General features: G+C 58.3%; 1 protein-coding gene and 1 pseudogene. Both read left to right on the forward strand.

Translation table 11 applies throughout. From position 1 onward, the window contains the following. Positions 1–366: 366 nt before the first annotated feature. Positions 367–1,119, forward strand: a pseudogene (locus ACOSYY_RS05140) (DEAD/DEAH box helicase family protein); the annotation flags it as partial. Between the two features lie 121 nt (positions 1,120–1,240). After that, positions 1,241–3,116: type I restriction-modification enzyme R subunit C-terminal domain-containing protein (locus tag ACOSYY_RS05145; protein WP_421661195.1), on the forward strand; the 1,876-nt coding region annotated here is incomplete at its 3' end.

Here is a 3,116-nt window from a genome sequence, read left to right on the forward strand (position 1 = left end):
CGCTTACGCGCCTCGCTGATCGAGAGTTTCATGATAACCTCAATGTACAATCGTGTACATCGCTTGTCAATGAACCGGCTACATCCCCCATTCCTCAGCACCCAGCACTCAGCACTTCTTGGCGTGCCCCCGGATGTCACCACCAACTGGTATCCTGTGCAGCCATGAACTGGCAAGAATGAAAACGGCACCATTCCCATTCCTCATTTCCATTCCCCCGTGCCGATCGGCAGCATGCTGAACCCGTCCATTCGTCTATCGCCTCATTCGTGATTTCCGAGACGAAAACAGGTATTCTTCGGCAGGCGATTGCCCTTGGTGATTTCATCAGACCAAGGATTCACGGGACGCTAGGAGCGCAACAGGATGCCTACTCCTGAAGACAAGGCCCGCCAAACAATCGATCACATCCTGCAGCAAGCCGGCTGGATCGTTCAGGACTACACAAACGCCCATCTTCGCGCAGGCCGAGGTGTTGCACTCCGAAATTTTTCCCTCGTCGGCGGACACGGATTCGCGGACTACTTGCTCTATATCGATGGCAAAGCCGCCGGGGTCATCGAGGCGAAACGGGAGGGCGTCACGCTGACCGGCGTCGAAGTCCAGGCGGCAAAGTACAGCGAGGGCTTGCCGCTCACCTTGCCGGCCTACATCCGGCCTCTTCCGTTTCTCTACCAAAGCACCGGCATCGAAACGCGATTCACCAACGGTCTCGATCCGGAGCCCCGGAGCCGTCGGACCTTCGCCTTTCACAGACCTGAGACGCTAGCAGAGTGGGTTACGGCTTCGGGAATCAACGAGGAACCAGTTAAAGAGCTCACGGCAGCCTTTCGCGGACCGACCTACAAGAAAGCAACCACACTGCGCAGCCGTTTGAGACAATTACCGCCGCTCAAGACCGAAGGTCTCTGGCCCGCACAGATCACCGCCATCCAGAACCTCGAAACATCACTTGCGCAGGACCGCCCGCGAGCGCTGATTCAAATGGCCACCGGCAGCGGCAAGACCTTCACGGCCATCAATTTCATCTACCGTCTCATCAAATTCGGCGGGGCCAAGCGCGTGCTGTTCCTCGTCGATCGCGGCAACCTGGGCGACCAGACGTTGAAGGAGTTTCAGCAGTACGTCTCGCCCTACAACAACTTCAAGTTCACCGAAGAGTTCATCGTCCAGCGGCTCACCAGTAGTCAGCTCGATACCACAGCGCGTCTGCATCGGGACGATCCAGCGCCTCTACTCCATGCTCAAAGGCCGCGAGCTGGCAGAAGAAGACGAAGAAACTTCGGTTTCTGGCCTCGAACGCCTCTTCAAGAAACCGGACCCCATCGAATACAATCCCAATTTCCCTATCGAAACCTTCGATGTGATTGTCACCGACGAATGCCACCGCTCCATTTACAACCTCTGGGCGCAGGTGCTCGAATACTTCGACGCCTCTCTCATCGGCCTCACCGCCACGCCCAACAAACAGACCTTCGGCTTCTTCAACCAGAACCTCGTCATGGAATACAACCACGAGCAGGCCGTGGCCGACGGCGTGAACGTCAACTACGATGTGTACCGCATCCGCACCGCCATTACCCAGGCCGGCTCCACGGTCGAGTCCGGCTTCTACCTCGAAAAGCGCGACCGCGAGACCCGCGCCACACGCTGGGAACAACTCGACGACGACTTCGCCTACGACCCAGACCAGCTCGACCGTGACGTGGTCGCTCCGGACCAGATCCGCACGATCATCAAGACCTTCAAAGAGAAGCTCTTCACCGAGATCTTTCCCGGCCGTGAATGGGTGCCCAAGACCCTCATCTTCGCCAAGGACGACTCCCACGCCGAGGACATCGTGAAGCTCGTGCGCGAGGAATTCGGCAAGGGGAACGACTTCGCACAGAAGATCACCTATCGCACCACCGGCGCCGATCCGAAGGACCTCATCAAAGCCTTTCGCGTCTCGCCATTACCCCGCATCGCTGTCACCGTGGACATGATCGCCACCGGCACCGACATCAAGCCGGTCGAAATCGTCCTCTTCATGCGTGCCGTCAAGTCCCGCACCTTCTTCGAGCAGATGAAGGGCCGCGGCGTCCGCGTCATCAAGGCCGACGACCTCCAGAGCGTCACGCCGGACGCTGTGAGCAAGGACCACTTTGTCATCGTCGATGCCGTTGGCGTCTGCGAGCAGGACAAAACCGACGCGAGGCCGATGGAAAAGAAGCCAAGCGTGGCCTTCGACAAGCTGCTCCAAGCCGTGGCCCTTGGCAATACCGATGAAGACGTGTTCACCAGCATTGCCGGCCGGCTCGCCCGTATGGAGCACCGCATCACCAAGGCAGACGGTCAGGCCATCGTGAAGGCGAGCGGAGGCCACTCGCTCAAGGATCTGAGCCGTAGATTGATCGAAGCGGTCAATCCCGATCGGCAAGATGAGCGAGCCAGGCAACAGTTCGGCACGGACAAGCCGACCGAGAAGCAGATTCAACAGGCAGCGACCACGATTCTTCAAGAGGCTGCGAGGCCATTCCAAGACCCGAAGCTCCGGGAACTCCTCATCGACATCAAGAAGAAGAACGAACTCACCATCGACCACGTGAGCCAAGATCAGGTCATCGAAGCAGGCTTCAGCGCCGATGCGCTTGAGCGCGCCCGCACCCTCGTGCAGTCGTTCGAAGCGTTCATCCAGAAGCACAAGGACGAAATCACCGCCTTGCAGATTCTCTACACGATACCTGCGCGTCAGCGAGTGACGCAGGCAGGCAAGCGCCTGACCTTTGAACACATCAAAGAACTGGCCGATGCCATCGAAAAGCCGCCGTATCTCTGGAACGAATCCCAACTCTGGCAGGCCTACGCGGCGCTGGAGAAGTCGAAGGTCAAAGGCGCCAGCAGCAAGCGCATCCTGACGGATCTCGTGTCCCTCGTCCGCTTCGCCATTCACCAAGACAATGAACTGGTTCCGTTCCCCGAACGGGTCAACGCCAACTTCAACTCCTGGCTCGCACAAACCATCCGTCATTCCCGCGAAAGCGGGAATCCAGAGCCGTTTAACGCCGAACAAATGAGATGGCTCGACATGATCCGCGATCACGTCGCGGCCAATCTCGGCATTGAGAAGGACGACT

The organism is Nitrospira sp. BLG_2, assembly GCF_049222245.1.